This window comes from Ureibacillus galli (genome assembly GCF_014836845.1).
GTDB classification, from domain to species: domain Bacteria; phylum Bacillota; class Bacilli; order Bacillales_A; family Planococcaceae; genus Ureibacillus; species Ureibacillus galli.
Window position 1 is genome coordinate 45,552 of the sequence record NZ_JACSQA010000014.1, and the last position, 16,207, is coordinate 61,758.

Below are 16,207 nucleotides of genomic sequence, written 5' to 3' on the forward strand. Positions count from 1 at the left end.
CTAAGGAGAAAGGTGCCGAATAAGGCATCTTTTTTATTGAGTGAAGCGTCCAGTAAAAGTATTCATTAGGAGATGACAAACTTGTTTATTGCAATCGGTACGAAAAATAAAGCGAAAACAGCTGCGATTCAAAATATCGTCAGTAAATATTTTGATAACTTGGAATTTGAACAATTTGCTGTTCCTTCCAACGTTTCGGAACAACCTTTTACTAGTGATGAAACGAGACAAGGTGCGGTTAATCGTGCTTTAAATACATGGCACGCTTCAGGAGCCGATTTGAACTTCGGACTTGAAGGCGGTGTCCATGAAATAGAAGGCCATATGTACTGCTGTAATTGGGGGGCAGTGGCTTTAAAAGATGGCACAGTCATTACAGCCAGCGGTGCCCAATTTTTATTGCCTGAAGAAATTGCTGAACAGTTAAGGGCAGGTAAAGAATTAGGTCCTATTATGGATGACTATACGAAACAGCAAGATATAAGATCTTCTTTAGGAGCTGTTGGCATATTTACAGCAGGACTTGTTGATCGAACGGAAATGTTTGAACATATTGTAAAGTTATTAATAGGACAATATTTGTTTTTATCAAAGAATGACAAATGAGTCTATGAAAATATTACTAAAAACAAGTCTCTTGCATCATGACCTATTCATCATTTAATATTAATAGAATAGAAAGAGAGGAGTACATATGAAACGTAAATGGCTTCTAGCTGCGGCATGTTTTATGTTATTGTTCGCTTTAACAGGCTGTGGTAAAACCGTCGAAGAGCAAATTGATTCTGGTGTGGCAAGCGCTCAAACAGTTTTTGAAGAAAATCCTCAAGAACCGAATACGAAACTTGAGGGAATCGAATTATATGTTCCATCTGGTTACAAGGCTGAAAATAGTGAAGATCCAAATAATTTCATTGTGACAAAAGGGCAAGATAGTTACATTCTTTTTGTTAATCAAAATGAAACAGAAGATAGCAAATTACATTATCAATTACTAAAAGACGATAAATCAAGAAAAATCATCAAAGAAGAAACAGTTGAAATTGATGGTGCCTTTGGATTTACAGCAGTCATTGAACATGATGAAGAACAATTTGAACTTGTTGTAAGTTGTGGTGGAGTCAAAATGTCTACCATCTCAAAAGATAAAAATATCGATGAGAAATTAGTCGATATGATGACAATCGTTCGTTCTGTGAAGTTGATTGAAAAGTAAGTTTTTAAGAAGCAGACAAACTAATCGACTAAAAATGAAAAGTTTTGCTACAATAAGAGTAATACTTTAAAGTACGGTTCACTTTATGTGAACCGTTTATTTTTGTACTTGCAAATTTTATGGAAATATTTTTGCTACGAGCAATGGTAAAGAAAAGCAAGTATTGTAAAATTAGAAAGGATGTGAATGGATATGAAATCAAAACAGTTAGTTGAACAATTGCAATTGCGCTTAGGTACCGAGCAATTTGAATATCAATTTGATAAAGAAAAAGATATGTTGCGGCTTAATCATAAATCATTAAATCGGGGGATGGATATTTCTCTTCCGGAAATCATTGCAAAATATCAAACAATAAAGGAAAAAGCAATTGATGAAGTGGTCTATACGATTGAACATACTTTTCATGCGATGGAAAAGGAACAAACAGAAGGGTTTCATGATTTATCGTTAGTATATCCTGTTATTCGTTCTACTTCTTTCCCGTTAAAATCCAATGAAGGGCATGCCTTCATCACAACAGATCATACTGCTGAAACCCGTATTTTTTATGCTCTTGATTTAGGAACTACTTACCGTTTAATAGATGAATCCATGTTAGAGAAATTAAACGTTTCGGCAAATCAAATAAGGGAAGCAGCTCGTTTTTCCGTGCGAAAGTTACCAACGAATACGAAAAAAGATGAGGTTGCGGGAAATATTTTTTACTTCCTAAATGAAAATGATGGTTATGATGCAAGTCGTATTTTAAATGAATCCTTTTTAAAAGAGATGGAATCAAAAGTGGAAGGGGATATGACGTTATCCGTTCCCCATCAAGATGTTTTAATTATTGGTGATATTCGTAACGAAGTAGGGTATGATGTATTAGCCCAAATGACGATGCACTTCTTTTCCGTAGGTGCAGTCCCAATTACTTCCTTATCATTCGTATATGAAAAAGGAGAATTAGAACCTATTTTTATATTGGCAAAAAACAGAGTAAAAAAGGAGCAAGATGAACAATGATCGCCGCTTATAATAAACAATTTGTTGGAGATGTACTTTTAGTCCAACTCGCTACAGAAAAAATCGTTCATACAGAAGTTGAAAAGGTAGGAGACTTTGCTATTTTAAAAGAGAAAGCAACTGGTGAAATAAAAGCTTTCAATTTATTTAATGCAAGTAAGTATATGGACTTAAATGTACAAGGAAATGTAGAAGTAAATCCAGAACTTGTACAAAAAATAGAAGAGGCAATGAGAGCAAATAATGTTTCCATCTCATTAGATGTAGACTTTTCCCCTAAATTTGTCATTGGCTATGTAGAAGAAAAGGAAAAACATCCAAATGCAGATAAATTAAGTATTTGTAAAGTGAATGTCGGGGAAGAAGTGCTACAAATCGTCTGTGGCGCACCAAATGTTGAAGCCGGGCAAAAAGTCGTTGTAGCAAAAATAGGTGCTGTAATGCCATCTGGATTAGTGATTAAACATTCTGAATTACGTGGAGTTTCATCAAGTGGTATGATTTGCTCAGCTCGTGAATTAGCAATTCCGAATGCCCCATCTGCTAAAGGAATTTTAGTATTAGAACCGGATGCAGAAGTTGGCGCATCTTTTACAATTCCTTCTAATTTATAATAGTAAAAACCCATTATCTAAAAGGACGTCTCTTTAATAGAGGCGTTCTTTTTGTTTTCATCGAAATGTTTTCACATTGTTATCTTATTGAAATGTAATTATGATATGATTTTGCTAACTAAGGCATATTTATACTATTTATCTATTAAACTACTTCAAATGAAAAATAAATAGAAAAAATACCTAAAAAAGTTATAGCAAATGTGATAGAAAGGTTAAATAATGATGCCTACTTACATATAATTACTTTATAATAAAAAATGCTATGTTAATAGAAAAGAGTGGTCTACATTGAATTGGTTTAAAAAACAGTTAAATAAATTACTATATGATGAAATAGAAAATGAAGAATATTATGAAGAGGAATACTATGAAGATGAACGTCGAAAATCGATAACGAATGATGAATTAATAGAGGAAGATAATGTACAAAATAATCGAAAAAGTTTTCGATTTCCTTTAATCGATGATGAGGAAATGGGCGGTAAGAAACATTCAAATCAACATTTTACTCCATATGAACAACAAGGGATACATACAAACATTCATCAGGTGAATGGGAAGTCAAATTATTTCTACCAACCAAATGCCATTTCCGAAGTGTTTGATGTGGAAGTTTCGGGAATTCGGGAGCTACTGGAAAAACGACAAAATGGCAAAGGAAGTTCTACTAAAAGGAGCTCCAATCATGTACGGAAGGATACGTACAAAGTACGACGAGTTGAACCGTCTAAAATAAAGGAAACAATTAAAGAAGATAGGAAAGGGGCAACGTATTCTCATAATAAAAGTATAGAAAATGTCAATGTTCCTGTTGCCCAAAGGAAATTTGTTCCTAGTCAAGTACCTTCCCCTATATACGGTTTTAAGAGACCGAGTAATATTAATGACTTATTATTAAAAAAACAAAGTAGGACAGAGCTAGTAGAAGAGAAAGTAGAAGAAAAGGGAGATAATCGTGCAATCGTAGCACAACAGGAAAGTAAAGTTGAAAAGATTTACGTAGATGTATTAAAAATAAAAGATGAAGTGGCAAGTACAGTTGATACGACTTCTTTGCTAGAAAGTAAGAATCAAAATTTATCAAATGAAAAATCGGAAGAAAATTCTACAAATCATTTTTTACAAATAGAAGATGAACTAGAAGAAAAACCTATCGTGTTACAAGACACTCTTTATAACGAAGTTGAAGCGTTTCCTATATTAGCTGAGGAAGTATTGGATGGCTCAACAACTGAATTAGAAGTGCCAATCGAAAATACGGAAGGGCATGGAATTGAAGAACAACTATGGGAATCTGTATCCAATCAAAAGGTTGATAAAATTCAATCAACTCCTCATGTTCCTTTAAGTGGTGCTGCATGGACGGTCGACGTAGAACAAGAGGAACGCGAAATAGAAGATAACCAAACTCAACAAAAGGATCTTCAACAAGGGATGGGACAAAACACTCTATTGTTACCTATTCAAATTCCTATTGAGGAGGAAGTTCAAAATGGATATGGAAACAAAGAGCTGTTTGAAGCAGAAGTCGAGGAAATACTACAAACAAAAGTAGAGCATCAACAAATTCAACGTCTTGTCGACATTGCTTTAAGGGACAAGCTGGATGAACAAGGACATGAATTTAAACGTCATTCTTTTGAGACAATCGAAAAAGAAAATCATCTAGTTGAACATGAAGTAAATACAGAATATGAAGAACAAGTTGAACAAGATGAGCAAGAAAGATATGTAGAACAAGAAGAAACGAAGGAAATTAAACGAAAAACATTGCCTTTTAATGTCCTTATGCTGAAATCCGATAAAGAAAAATATGCCGCAAAATTAGCACAAAAACAAAAGAACGAACATAATGATGATATTAAAGAATTTTCTAGGCAAACATCTAATGGAGAATTACAAGAGCGGCAAACTATGATGGAAATACAACAGAAGGATCCAGTGGCGTTGGAAACAACTGCAACCCAACAAGTCAAACAACCAATCCTTGAGGCAGAGATGGAAGTTCTCCATGATAAGGAAGAATCAACAATTTTGGATGTATCTAACGAAACAGAGGAAAAAATACTTCCAAAACTATATGTAAAGCCTTCATTAGAATTTTTATCGCCTCCGGAAGAAAAAACGGAGGATCGGGAATGGTTGGAATCTCAAGCAGATGTTTTAGTCGAAGCATTATCTTATTTCCAAGTAACAGCTCAAGTAGAATCGATTATGCAAGGTCCAGCTGTTACCCAATTTGAAATAACGGTCGGTCACGGGACGAAAGTAAGTAAAATTCGAAATTTAGCAGATGATTTAAAGCTTGCTTTAGCAGCGAAGGATATCCGAATACAGGCACCGATTCCAGGGAAAAGTTCAATTGGAATTGAAATACCGAATCGAATTTCTCGAGCAGTTCGTTTATCTGAAGTCACGAGCAGTGAATCCTTTTTAAATTCCGAATCTCCTTTAGAAGCAGCTTTAGGATTAGATTTAACTGGGAAACCGTTAACGATTGATTTGCGCAAAATGCCTCATGGTCTAATTGCGGGTGCTACTGGATCTGGTAAATCGGTTTGTATTAATTCGATATTAGTAAGTTTATTATATAAAGCAAATCCAAATGACTTAAAACTAATGTTAATTGATCCTAAAATGGTGGAACTTGCGCCATTTAATCACATTCCCCATTTAGTAAGTCCTGTTATTACCGATGTGAAAGCGGCAACAGCAGCGTTGAAATGGGCGGTAGAGGAAATGGAAAGACGTTATCAATTGTTTGCCCATGCAGGAGTCCGAGATTTAACAAGATTTAATAAACTTGCAGAATCCAATGGGCAGTATGGTCATAAATTACCTTACATTTTAATCGTCATTGATGAACTAGCAGATTTAATGATGATGTCACCTGCGGATGTTGAGGAAGCGATTTGTCGTATAGCTCAAAAAGCAAGGGCTTGTGGAATTCATTTAATCGTTGCAACACAGCGTCCTTCTGTTGATGTCATTACTGGTTTAATTAAATCCAACATTCCAACTCGTATTGCCTTTGCCGTTTCGTCACAAGTTGACTCTCGTACGATATTAGATAGTCAAGGTGCGGAACGTTTACTAGGAAGGGGAGATATGTTGTATTTAGGAAATGGGATGAGTGCTCCAATCCGTTTACAAGGTACCTTTGTAACGGACGATGAAATCGAGGAAATTATCGAGCATGTCCGCTCACAAGGAGAACCAGAATATTTCTTCCAACAAGATGAATTATTAAAAAAATCCGAAATGGTGGAAGAACAAGATGAATTATTTGAAGAGGTATGCCGATTTGTTTTTGAACAAGGTACAGCCTCCACATCATCGATCCAAAGAAAGTATCATATTGGTTATAATCGGGCAGCTCGCTTAATTGATATGTTAGAAAGTAACGGTTTTATTTCCGAACAAAGAGGAAGTAAACCGAGGGAAGTTTATATAACAGAATCTGATCTAGCTAATATGTTTGATTAGAAATTACACAAATATGTAAAAATGAGGGAGATTTCCCTCTCATTTTTTTCGGTATAATAAAAATATACATGAATGAGTGAATAAGTAGAAAAAATGAGCTAACAAGTAATTATCCTTTATTAAATTTAATGCTATAATGGGGTATGTTTTTAAAATTTGGCACAAACTAACTTAAATAACAAACGTTCATTCATTGGGATCATGTATCCCGGGAGGTTTTCAATATGACATTTTATCATTTTACAGGAATTAAAGGTTCAGGTATGAGTTCATTAGCTCAAATTTTGTTTGATTCTGGAGAACAAGTACAAGGATCTGATTATGAAACTTATTATTTTACAGAAAAACCATTAAGAGATCGTAATATCACGATACTACCTTTCGACCCGGAAAACATTCAAGAAGGGATGACTGTGATTGCTGGTAATGCCTTTCCTGATGAGCATCCTGAACTTATTCGAGCGAGGGAAATAGGGGTAGAAGTGATTCGTTACCATAAATTTTTAGGTGATTATATTAATAAATATACTTCGATTGCGATTACAGGAGCGCACGGTAAAACGTCTACGACTGGACTAATGAGTCATGTGATAGGCGGCTATATGCCAACATCCTTTTTAATTGGTGATGGTACAGGTTCAGGGAAGGAAGATGCTTCTTATTTTGTGATGGAAGCATGTGAATACCGTCGTCACTTTTTAGCGTACCATCCAGATTATGCGGTCATGACGAATATCGATTTTGATCATCCCGATTATTTTTCGGATATAGAAGACGTTAACGCAGCATTTCAACAATTAGCTTTACAAGTAAATAAAGCGATTATTGCTTGCGGAGATGATGAACATCTTCAAAAAATTCAAGCAAATGTACCAGTTGTCTTTTATGGATTTGGTACCCATAATGATTTTGCAGCAAGAAATATCGAAAAAACAACAGAAGGTACATCCTTTGAAGTTTACGTGCGAAACGAATTTTACCATAAGTTTTTCATTCCAATGTTTGGCGACCATACCGTTTTAAATTCGTTGGCAGTCATTTCTTTATGTCATTATGAAGGAATCCCTGCGTCACTTATTCAAGAACGTTTAAATACTTATGGTGGGGTAAAAAGACGTTTCACGGAGACGAAAATTGGGAATAGTGTACTTGTAGATGATTATGCACATCACCCAACCGAAATTAATGCGACGATTCAATCTGCACGTCAGAAATACCCAGAGCGACAAATTGTTGCTGTTTTTCAACCTCATACATTTAGCCGTACTGAAGCATTTTTACAAGATTTTGCCGATAGTTTAACAAAGGCAGATGCTGTGTATTTATGTGATATATTCAGCTCTGCACGGGAAAAACAAGGCGCTTTATCGATCAATGATTTGGCAACTTTAATCGAAGGAAGTAAAATCCTTCAAACAGATCAAATTGACATGTTGAAAGAACATAACGATGCTGTCTTCTTGTTTATGGGTGCAGGTGATGTTCATAAGTATCAAGAGGCTTTTGAGGAAGTGTTGAAAGACAATGAAGAAACAGCTTAAACGCCTATGTTTAGGCTGTTTTTTCTAAATGAAGGATTTTCACATATTTTGTCGAATAGTAAGATGTAAGTAGACGTAGGAGGTTTTATTGTAAATGGAGATCATTTTATACATCGCAGCATTACTTGCAGCAATTGGTTTTTTAATTTTATGTATTAGTGTAGGAATGACGTTGTTTTCATTAAAAAATACGCTAAATAGCATGGCAGGTACTATTGCTGGAATTGAAGGACAAATGGAAGGAATCACGCGTGAGACAACCTCCCTATTAGCCAAAACAAATACATTAGCTGAAGATATTACGGAGAAATCTGAAAAATTGAACACAGTCGTTGATGCAGTGAAAAATATTGGGGTATCCGTAAATGGATTGAATACTTCTATTCAACAAATTACATCTTCTATTTCTTCAGAAGTAAGTAAAAATGAAGAAAAAATTGCTCAAGTAGTCCAATGGAGCAATGTGGCAATGGAAATTGCTGATAAATGGAAACAACGTAAAGCAATTAGCCAACATGATGTGGATGAAGCAACAGATGAAATCGTCAAAAAATCTTCTAAATTTAAACGACGAAAATAACAAATAGGGGGATGTTGAACATGGTAGGGGAAAAACCAAATTATAACGAAGTGAAAAATGCGATACCAAATTTACCACAACTTTATACAGGAGCAGATGCTATTTACGAAGAGGAGTCGGTGAATATGAAAGATTTTGTTATTGGAGCATTTGTAGGAGGGATTGTAGGAGCAGCGGTAGGATTATTACTTGCTCCGAAAACAGGTAGAGATTTAAGAAGTGATGTAGCAAGCCAAGCGGCAAATCTAAAGGATAAAGGTGTTACATTATCATCTACTGCGAAAGAAAAAACCGTTCTATTATCCAATCAGTTGAAAGAACAATCGAGCCAACTAGTTGATAAAGTAAAATCAAAAACTGCAAAAGTACCAACTGTATTTGACGATGGTACGGTTTCATACGAAGGGGAAGAACCTTTAGAAAATGATACGTATGAAGGGATAGACATTGCAGAAGCTTCAAAACCTTCATCAATTTAATGGAAAATACCATGATTATAGAAACTGCCCATTCCAAATGGAAATGGGCAGTTTTTTTGTTTTGAACCTGTTATTTTAGTTCGAGATAGGTTGTTCCGATAAAATAATTTCTAATTGGTCGCCACCGAAAATTTCTTCGTCAAAGGATGAAGCTGTCCCATTTCTTAAAATCGTAAAAGTACCTTGAAAATCCCGGGGAAGTTGCCAATTTGAAAAACGGAACACATCTTGAAATTTCCATCGGCTTAAATCCTTTTCTACAATTGTTAGCGTTGAGCCGTTTCGAATTGTTGATGAAGGCGACAAAGCAGTTCCATTTAGCAATACTTCACGACATTGTTTAGTTAATTCTACTGTTTCATTTTGGAAAGTTACGATGATTTTTTCTTCTAATGTTAAATTTAATTTAGCCATAATTACTTCTACCGTAGGAAGGGAGCTCACTTCTACTTTTAAACGATCACCATTTTTTACTGGATAGTGAAGTTTGCTTGGTTTATCGTTAATCAATAAGGTTGGTGTGAAATCCTGTAAAAACATTGGTTGACCATCCACATGAATGCAAAAAGGCTGTAATTTATGCATTAGATCAATTGCTTTTATATGTTTAAATACGTCTTCTACCGTTTCAATCGTTTCAATGTAAACTTGATCTCGGTCCTGTAATTCTATATCAAGCGAACAGTATTGGTTATTTACTTTTACTTTCGGTTCAATAGGATAAAGAGTACCTTGTACCGTTATAGATTTAAATAGGGCATCATCCACTATATCACGGACAGTTACTTTCGCATCTTTACCATGTCTACCTTCTACCAATGTAATACAATCTCCATTTTGAATGAGTGTTTTTGTAGATGCAGGCTCGCCATTCACCATAATTGTTGCTGGCTCACCATGTTCTCCTGGTAAAAAAATGTCTTGGCCATTCACTGTAATGGAAATGCCTTGACCAGGTTTACCATAGAGTTGTTTTGCTCGTATATTTGCAGCCAAAAAGGCATCTGATACAGTCATCTCCTTCATTTCAAACAAGCGAACAACTTGATCATTCACTGTTACCGTCATGTACTGGATGGGTGCCTTTTTTGCAGCAATCGCAATACCGATTGGAGTGACTAACTCAGGGGTTGATGGGATTGTTTCATCTTTTGTTACATTTTGAATGGCGTCAATTCCACGAACCGCAACCCGATTTGCAGGAAGGTTTAAAACATGACTTAGTTCATTTGTTAAATTAGGAGTTAAACTACCACCACCAACTAACATAATTGCCTTTGGAGGTGTTTGATTGTTTAATCGTAAAATTTCTGATCCAATTGCTTTTGCTAAATTTTGAATAGACGGTTGAATAGCTTGGATCACTTCATCTCTTGGATAAGATTGATCGAATCCTAATATGTCTTTAATCAGAATGTTTTCTTCCGTTGCTAATTGCCGTTTTGCCATTTCAGCCACAGGGAAATCTAATAAATAATGATCGCTTAAGCTTTCCGTGATTTCATCTCCCGCTGTTGGCACCATTCCATAGGCGACAATGGTTCCTTTATCTGTAATGGCAATATCAGAAGTTCCTGCACCGATATCGACTAAGGCAACGTTTAATCGTCTCATCGATTGGGGGATTAACACGTTGATTGCTGCAATCGGTTCTAAAGTTAATGCTTCCATTTCTAAATCAGCCCGTTTCAGGGCAGCGAGTAATGATTCTACGACTACGCGGGGTAGGAAAGTTGCGATTACTTCAATTGTCGCTTCATTGCCTTGTTGGTCTAGTAAACTACCGATTTCTTCGCCGTCCAACTTATAGTATAGGACAGAATAGCCTACACAATAATAATGATTAAACGATTCCTCTTCCTTCGTGGAAAGGAGTTGTTGTTGGGCATGTTGTACAGCCTGTAGTTCAAGTCTATTTATATCTTCCTCCGTGAAGATAGGTCGGTTCTTTATATTAATCGTAACACTTGCTTGCTCTGTTTTTAAGGCACGTCCAGCTGCGGCAACACTTACTTTAGATAGAGGGCCATGCTTTTCTTCAAGCTCCATTTTGATTTCTTTTATTAATTCCGCAACGTATAACACATTATGTATTTGGCCATCTACCATAGCCCGTTCTTTATGTTCTTTTATAAGGATATCAATAACATGGAAATGGTCGTCCTGTTCTTCTAAAATAATACCAACGACAGAACGGGTACCTATATCTAAAGCGAATAGTTTGGAACTCAATGAAATCGCTTCCTTTCAGATGGAATCTATACTAACTTTAGCGAGTTGAAGCGCTAAATTAAAATTGCGTGACAATATGTATATTGTTGACTATAATAAGACTATAACTAACAATGTATCATACATTTCAACGTTCTGAAAGAGTTCGGTACAGGGAGAGGAGAAAAGGAAATGAGTGAAAAAAACTTAGAAATCCTTCGCAGTCAAATAGACGCTTTAAACCTCGAAATACTACGTCTAATTAATGAGCGAGCTGAGGTTGTAAATGAAATTGGTAAAATTAAAGAAAAACAAGGGGTAAACCGATATGATCCTCTTCGTGAACGACATATGTTAGATTTATTAAAAGAACACAATAAAGGCCCGTTAAATCAAATGACGGTTGATTATATATTTAAACAAATTTTTAAAACGGCACTAAAACAACTAGAGGCAGACAAGAAAAAGGAATTACTCGTATCTCGTAAGAAAAAATCCGAAGATACTATAATTGAGATTAATAATGAAAAAGTAGGAATAGGGGATCCAACTTTTGTATTTGGTCCTTGCTCTGTAGAATCCTATGAACAAGTAGCAGCTGTTGCAGCTTCTATCCAATCAAAAGGATTGAAGTTAATTCGCGGAGGGGCATATAAACCTCGTACTTCTCCATATGATTTCCAAGGTCTTGGGTTAGAAGGGTTAAAAATCTTAAAGCAAATTTCAAAAGAGTACGGCTTAGCAGTTGTAACGGAAATTGTTACTCCAACGCATATTGAAGAAGCTCTAGATTACGTTGATGTTATCCAAATCGGTGCCCGCAATATGCAAAACTTTGAATTATTAAAAGCAGTTGGCGCAACAAATAAACCAGTCTTATTAAAAAGAGGCTTAGCTGCTACAATTGATGAATTTATTCATGCTGCTGAATACATTATGTCAAAAGGTAATGAAAATATTATCCTTTGTGAGCGCGGTATTCGTACTTATGAAAAAGCAACTCGTAATACGTTAGATATTTCTGCAGTACCGATTTTAAAACAAGAAACCCACTTACCGGTATTTGTCGATGTAACCCACTCAACAGGACGTCGTGATCTTCTATTACCATGTGCTAAAGCGGCTATTGCGATTGGAGCAGATGGAGTTATGGCAGAGGTGCATCCGGATCCTTCTGTGGCCTTATCCGATTCTCAACAACAAATGGATATTCCGCAATTTGATGCTTTCTATAATGAAATACAAAAATTTATGAAACAATACGAATACAAAGCATAATTTCTTAAAAAAACCCAAAAAGTATCTTATAGGATACTTTTTGGGCTTTTTATTGAATAAAAGGCTGTAAATATTGAATCTTTATGAAGATTGTGTGCTTTATATTGAAAAAGAAATGGAAATTATCGTATGATGAACATATTAATTTAATAAAAGGAGGCGTATCCTTTGACTGTAACGATTTATGATGTTGCACGTGAAGCGAATGTTTCAATGGCGACGGTCTCACGTGTAGTTAACGGAAACCAAAATGTAAAACCAGCAACAAGAAAAAAGGTACTAGAAGTGATCGAACGTCTAGAATATCGACCGAATGCAGTTGCACGTGGTTTAGCAAGTAAAAAAACAACCACTGTCGGTGTAATTATTCCAGATATATCAAATAATATTTATGCAGAAGCTGCCCGCGGAATCGAAGATATTGCAACAATGTATCGATATAATATTATTTTAGCCAATTCCGATCAAAACGAAGAAAAAGAACTAACACTTCTCGATACAATGCTAGGTAAACAAGTAGATGGCATTGTCATGATGAGTGATGCAGTTACCCCTAAATTACATCAGTCAATAGAACATTCTCCAGTACCAATCGTACTTGCTGGTTCGGTAGATGAATCGAATCAATTTGCTTCTGTTAATATTGATTATTTCCAAGCGTCCTATGAAGCGGTACAGTTGTTAATTGAAAATGGCCATAAGCGTATTGCTTTTGTATCTGGACCTCTACAATATACGATTAATTCAAAATTCAAATTGGAAGCCTATAAAAAGGCGATTGTTGATGCGAATATGGAACTGGATGAAAGTTTAATTGTATCTGATGATGATACGTATGATAGTGGTATTGAAGCATGGGAGACATTAAGTGCCCTTGAAAATCCACCAACTGCCTTCTTTGCAGGTAGTGATGAATTAGCAATCGGTCTTATACATGGTGCGCAAGATAGTGGAAAAAAAGTTCCGAACGAAATCGAAGTCATTAGTTTTGAAAATTCAAAACTTGCACGTATGGTACGTCCACAGCTGACAAGTGTCGTATTTCCTTTATATGATATTGGGGCAGTCGCTATGCGCTTATTGACGAAAATAATGAATAAAGAAAAAATCGATAATCAATCCGTAATTATTCCCCATCGAATTGAGAAGCGGAATTCGGTTAAATAATAAAAAGACAACTCATCATGAGTTGTCTTTTTTACTAGCGATGTTCATTGCGAATAATATGTAATGCTTTCATTAACATTTGTGCATTTTTTTCTTCAATCTCCGCCTTGCGCGGAATTGGTTCGTACAAAGGAGTAGGGTCCTCCCATGTTGGGATAAAAGGAACAGGCGAATGGGACTGCCATCTTTCTAACCATTGGGTTGGTAGAGGACCAGATGGACAAGGCAAGTCGTTCATCTCTGTCCAAATAAAGGACCAGGCCCTTGGAACAACACGCCAAATATCATAACCTCCACCACCTACAGCAATCCATTTTCCATCACAATAGTCGTGGGCTAGCTTATGGGCTAGTTTCGGAATCTCTTGATAGATTTTCATGGTGCCATATAAATGGGTAAGGGGATCAAAATAGTGGGCATCTGCACCATTTTGAGTAATGACGACGTCGGGTTTAAAATAGTCAAATACTTCCCGAACGGCCTGTTCATAAATCATTAAAAAACTCTCATCTTCTGTAAAAGCATCGATTGGGAAATTAAAAGATGTACCATATCCTTGGCCATTGCCTCTTTCCGTCACATTACCCGTACCAGGAAAAAGATAGCGCCCAGTCTCATGGATGGAAAGAGTACAGACATTAGGGTCATCGTAAAAAGCCCATTGGACACCATCTCCATGATGGGCATCCGTATCGATATATAAAACTCTTGCGTTATATTTTTCTTGTATATAGCGTATTGCTACGGTGCTATCATTGTAGATACAAAAACCTGAAGCACGACCATGAAAACCATGGTGAAGTCCTCCACCAAGGTTTAAAGCATGTCTACTTTTCCCTTGCATCACATAATCCACAGCTTGTAATGTACTTCCCACTAATAATGCGCTAGCTTCATGCATATTCGTGAAGATTGGTGTATCTTCAGTACCAATGCCATACATTTCGCATTGCTGAGGGGTTAATAGACCATGTCCAGCTTTTTTAACCGTATCGATATATTTTACATCATGTCCAAGGGCAATTTCCTCATCGGTCGCAACCCTTGCCGGTATAATATCATCATCTGATAGCGCACCTATACTTTTCAATAAGTCCATTGTTAAAAGTAAACGTTTATGATTGAAAGGATGTGAGTCTGAAAATTTATATCCGAGTTGTTCAGGAGAATAAATAAACACGGCATTTTTCATCATAGTTCAATCCCCGGTAAATTTGGCCATAAAACATGAAAGCCTTCTTTGCGTAAATCTTCAATAATTAATAGAGGATTAATAATTTGTACTCGGATAGATAAAATTTTTGAATTTGCATCATCAGCATCTGGATAGACTAAAACACTTAAAACGTTCGCTTTATGTTTTTTAAATACTTCAGCTATATTCGATAAAATACCTGGCTTATCGGTTACTTTAATATCAATTTTAGAAGAGGGTTTGTTGGCACCTGTTAGCTCGATATATGTATAAAGAAGGTCAGTTGTTGTAACGATACCTACTAATTTCCCCCCTGTCACGATTGGTAAGCAACTAATTTTTGATTCATATAAAGTAAGAGCGATATCCTCGATTGAATCAAGGGGATGACCAATTAAAGGGTCCTTGATCATAATTTTATCTAACGTTGTATTATAGGTAATTTGTTCATGATCATGAAGTGAAGATGGAAGAATATTTTTCAAATCATGTTGTGTAATAATGCCGACTAAAAAATTTCGATTATCCACTATCGGTAAATGTCTAATTTGTTTCTCCTTCATTAGTTGAATGGCATCTTTGACTGTATTAGAAGGCAACAGTGAATAGACGTCTTTATTCATAATTTCTTCAATAATCATCTCATTTCCCCCTCGTTAATACATGTATCGATTTCTAAAACGTAATTGGTCGAAGCGTTCCATCGTGTCGTTATTTACTCGTTTCCCAACTCGGGCCATTAGACAGTTTGCTGGATGGGAACAAATTTCTGGATCATCGGTTGCGTAATATTCAAAGCCAACGACATTCATCATTCTCTCCATCATTTTTCGATAATCCCAAATATTTAAACCCGTTCCTTTTAAATCCCAATGCCAGTAATATTCCGTCGTAATAACTAAATAATCTTCCATCTCATCTCCCATGAAAGAAACTTGTAATAACTTTTTTCCTGCACCAAATCCTCGATAACTTGGAATCACTTCTATTGCTCCTAATTCAATCATGTTCTCTATACGATCTTCTGACCAACTTTCCATTGGATCAGGATATAAATAGGTTACATAGCCAACGACGGTATTTCCATTGCGCATAATAATAATGCGTCCCTCTTCTAGATTTGCGATTCCTACTAAAGCCTTTTTTTGTTGCAAAGGGGGTCTAAAGGATACTAAATCTTCGTGGAAATCATAAAGCTGTAATTGTTCCGATGGGACTGGTCCCTCTACTTTTACAATGCCATGCTTCGTTTCCATTTCTACTGAATAAAAATTTTTAATATGTTCCATTCCATTTCGCTCCACAAAAAATGATAAATTCATTATATGATAAATTATGCACAAAATCGCTGAATTTCGTTAAAAATGCATAAATTATTTCAAAATTTAAAACATTCGACTCAAAATGTTCTGAATATTGTAAAATATGA

Annotated in this window: 14 protein-coding genes; 10 read left to right on the top strand and 4 right to left on the bottom strand. The window is 35.8% G+C overall.

Annotated features, from left to right (window positions below; genetic code table 11):
* The first annotated feature begins 81 nt into the window (after positions 1–81).
* The 8 genes from H9636_RS10505 to H9636_RS10540 all read left to right on the top strand — a co-directional run bounded on the left by H9636_RS10505 (position 82) and on the right by H9636_RS10540 (position 8,927).
* Positions 82–606 (top strand): DUF84 family protein, encoded by a 525-nt coding sequence (locus tag H9636_RS10505; protein WP_191707564.1) that lies wholly within the window; start codon positions 82–84, stop codon positions 604–606.
* 88 nt (positions 607–694) lie between these two features.
* Positions 695–1,216 (top strand): hypothetical protein, encoded by a 522-nt coding sequence (locus tag H9636_RS10510; protein WP_191707565.1) that lies wholly within the window; start codon positions 695–697, stop codon positions 1,214–1,216.
* A gap of 192 nt (positions 1,217–1,408) precedes the next feature.
* Complete coding sequence (locus H9636_RS10515; protein WP_191707566.1) at positions 1,409–2,224, top strand: DUF1444 domain-containing protein; 816 nt, start codon at positions 1,409–1,411, stop codon at positions 2,222–2,224.
* Positions 2,221–2,838 (top strand): YtpR family tRNA-binding protein, encoded by a 618-nt coding sequence (gene ytpR, locus H9636_RS10520; protein ID WP_191707567.1) that lies wholly within the window; start codon positions 2,221–2,223, stop codon positions 2,836–2,838. The genes H9636_RS10515 and ytpR overlap by 4 nt, the downstream gene beginning before the upstream one ends.
* A gap of 291 nt (positions 2,839–3,129) precedes the next feature.
* Positions 3,130–6,327 carry a DNA translocase FtsK gene (locus H9636_RS19050; protein WP_225230176.1) on the top strand — a complete coding sequence of 1,066 codons (3,198 nt, stop codon included), beginning with the start codon at positions 3,130–3,132 and terminating at the stop codon, positions 6,325–6,327.
* Positions 6,328–6,551: 224 nt separating this feature from the next.
* On the top strand, positions 6,552–7,868 hold the full coding sequence (gene murC / locus H9636_RS10530) for a UDP-N-acetylmuramate--L-alanine ligase (RefSeq protein WP_191707568.1): 1,317 nt from the start codon (positions 6,552–6,554) through the stop codon (positions 7,866–7,868).
* A 94-nt stretch (positions 7,869–7,962) separates the two neighbouring features.
* A complete protein-coding gene (locus H9636_RS10535) occupies positions 7,963–8,448 on the top strand; it encodes a DUF948 domain-containing protein (RefSeq protein ID WP_191707569.1) in 486 nt (161 codons plus the stop codon).
* Positions 8,449–8,468: 20 nt separating this feature from the next.
* Positions 8,469–8,927, top strand: coding sequence for a YtxH domain-containing protein (locus tag H9636_RS10540; protein WP_191707570.1), 459 nt, complete (start codon positions 8,469–8,471; stop codon positions 8,925–8,927).
* 75 nt (positions 8,928–9,002) lie between these two features.
* On the opposite strand, the gene H9636_RS10545 is transcribed toward H9636_RS10540, so the two are convergent.
* Positions 9,003–11,159, bottom strand: a complete 2,157-nt coding sequence (locus H9636_RS10545; RefSeq protein WP_191707571.1) for a cell division protein FtsA — start codon at positions 11,157–11,159, stop codon at positions 9,003–9,005.
* A gap of 171 nt (positions 11,160–11,330) precedes the next feature.
* Between H9636_RS10545 and H9636_RS10550 the strand changes: the two genes are divergently transcribed.
* Both H9636_RS10550 and ccpA read left to right on the top strand, forming a co-directional pair.
* Entirely contained in the window at positions 11,331–12,416 is a 1,086-nt protein-coding gene (locus H9636_RS10550) for a bifunctional 3-deoxy-7-phosphoheptulonate synthase/chorismate mutase (RefSeq protein ID WP_191707572.1), read from the top strand.
* Between the two features lie 168 nt (positions 12,417–12,584).
* Positions 12,585–13,583, top strand: coding sequence for a catabolite control protein A (gene ccpA / locus H9636_RS10555; RefSeq protein WP_191707573.1), 999 nt, complete (start codon positions 12,585–12,587; stop codon positions 13,581–13,583).
* A gap of 34 nt (positions 13,584–13,617) precedes the next feature.
* Here ccpA and H9636_RS10560 read toward each other — a convergent pair whose 3' ends face one another.
* The 3 genes from H9636_RS10560 to H9636_RS10570 are packed head-to-tail and all read right to left on the bottom strand — an operon-like array spanning position 13,618 to position 16,067.
* The gene (locus H9636_RS10560) at positions 13,618–14,775 is read right to left on the bottom strand and encodes an acetoin utilization protein AcuC (protein WP_191707600.1); all 1,158 of its coding nucleotides are present in this window, start codon (positions 14,773–14,775) and stop codon (positions 13,618–13,620) included.
* A complete protein-coding gene (locus H9636_RS10565; protein WP_191707574.1) occupies positions 14,775–15,419 on the bottom strand; it encodes an acetoin utilization AcuB family protein in 645 nt (214 codons plus the stop codon). The genes H9636_RS10560 and H9636_RS10565 overlap by 1 nt, the downstream gene beginning before the upstream one ends.
* 15 nt (positions 15,420–15,434) lie before the next feature.
* Entirely contained in the window at positions 15,435–16,067 is a 633-nt protein-coding gene (locus H9636_RS10570; protein ID WP_191707575.1) for a GNAT family N-acetyltransferase, read from the bottom strand.
* Positions 16,068–16,207: the final 140 nt, after the last annotated feature.